The sequence below is a fragment of the Clostridium liquoris genome, from assembly GCF_002995785.1.
Taxonomy (GTDB): Bacteria; Bacillota; Clostridia; order Clostridiales; family Clostridiaceae; genus Clostridium_AO; species Clostridium_AO liquoris.
On record NZ_PVXO01000043.1, the window covers coordinates 1 to 1,628 of the forward strand.

At 31.3% G+C, this 1,628-nt stretch carries 2 tRNA genes, 2 rRNA genes and 1 pseudogene; 4 read left to right on the forward strand and 1 reads right to left on the reverse strand.

Annotation, left to right across the window (positions count from 1 at the left end):
- The 4 genes from CLLI_RS07585 to CLLI_RS07600 all read left to right on the forward strand — a co-directional run.
- Positions 1-97: ribosomal RNA gene (locus CLLI_RS07585) — 23S ribosomal RNA — on the forward strand; the annotation flags it as partial.
- A gap of 127 nt (positions 98-224) precedes the next feature.
- Positions 225-341, forward strand: a 5S ribosomal RNA gene (gene rrf / locus CLLI_RS07590).
- A 6-nt stretch (positions 342-347) separates the two neighbouring features.
- A tRNA-Ile gene (locus CLLI_RS07595) sits at positions 348-424 on the forward strand.
- Positions 425-427: 3 nt separating this feature from the next.
- Positions 428-503 (forward strand) — tRNA-Ala (locus CLLI_RS07600).
- Positions 504-1,251: 748 nt separating this feature from the next.
- Here the strand turns inward: CLLI_RS07600 and CLLI_RS14485 are convergent.
- Positions 1,252-1,628 (reverse strand): annotated as a pseudogene (locus tag CLLI_RS14485) (ISLre2 family transposase); the annotation flags it as partial.

The following is a 1,628-nucleotide window of genomic DNA, read 5'->3' on the forward strand; positions in this document are numbered from 1 at the left end:
GTAAGACCCCTTGAAGAACACAAGGTTGATAGGCTAGAGGTGTAAGTGTAGTAATACATTCAGCTGACTAGTACTAATAGGTCGAGGGCTTGATCTTAAATATTTACTTTGTGCAATTTTGAAAGAACAAGTTCTTTCAAAAAAGTTGAAAAAACTGTTGACAATTTCAAAAATGCAAATTATAATATAAAAATATAAGCAATAAATAATTTGTTAAAAGTTAATCTGGTGATTATGGCTCAAAGGTAACACCCGTTCCCATACCGAACACGATGGTTAAGCTTTGAAGCGCTGATGGTACTGCAAGGGAAGCTTTGTGGGAGAGTAAGTTGTCGCCAGGTAAAATTGGATCTTTAGCTCAGTTGGTTAGAGCAACCGGCTCATAACCGGTTGGTCCGGGGTTCGAGTCCCTGAAGGTCCACCATATGGGGGTATAGCTCAGCTGGGAGAGCACCTGCCTTGCAAGCAGGGGGTCAGGAGTTCGAATCTCCTTATCTCCACCATAAAAAAATGGTAGTCATTTGACTACCATTTTTTTATTTCATTTGGTATATTGATTAACTAATAATGTTTCTATGCAATAAAAAAATGCTAACCGAGTTAACGTTTTTTTGTTTTATAAAAACTTGTTGCAAAATTATATCCACAGAAAATACCAAAAATCGAGTAAGAAGGGATACTATAGTTTAAATTTATTAGTGCTTTGGATAGCTTTGGAAAAACGTTTAGATAATAAATATTTAAACTAAAAGATAAAAATAGTAGGGGTATTACAATAAATATTAATTTATTTATATTAACTTCCCATGTTCCATTTTTCTTAAATTGCTTAATTAGATATTCTATAGAAATTAACACACCTAATATTATAGCTGTAAATATTGGTATAATTGAATATAAAACATTAATTTCGAAATGCATATTAATATAATTTCTTGATAAAGCGTTAGACCAATTAATAAATAAAACTAAAATATATATTAATATAATATATAGGATATATAACATATACTCCCTAAGCTTCATAAAAAGCTCCTTTTTAAACTATATTGATTATATTATAAGTATAACATTTATTCCAGTTGTTGTAAAACGGATATTTATTCTGGTTTGTGTCAAGTTAAAGTGGGCAATTTATTTTTTGAATTTTTCCCATTATAAATTCAGTTGAAAATTTTATCCAAATAGGGCTTCGCCCGCAGCCCGAAAGGGCGTACTTATCCTCTTAATTTTTTATCTAAAATTTTAAAACTATCCATAAATAAGTTCGCTAAAATTTCTTTCTTGAAAAAGGTTTTGTATGGCTTTTCTACCATTAGTCATGGCGCAGCCTGTAAATGGTATCCTTGCTTGTTTTACAGGGTAATACTTGCTTCCCTTTGCTTTCTTATTTACATCAGCTGCTGTTAGCGTAATCATTTCTGTTATTGTACCTAATTTATCCTCTGGAATAACTCCAGAACATACTTCATCAATTATATTATATATTCTCTTACTTGCTTTTTCTGCTAATATTTTAGCTAGATTACCAGCACCTTTAATGGACCAACTCATTTTTCTGTCTTTCATCCTTTGAGCTATTACATCACAGATATTATGTTCCATTGTTCCTAATGTTCTGTATTCTA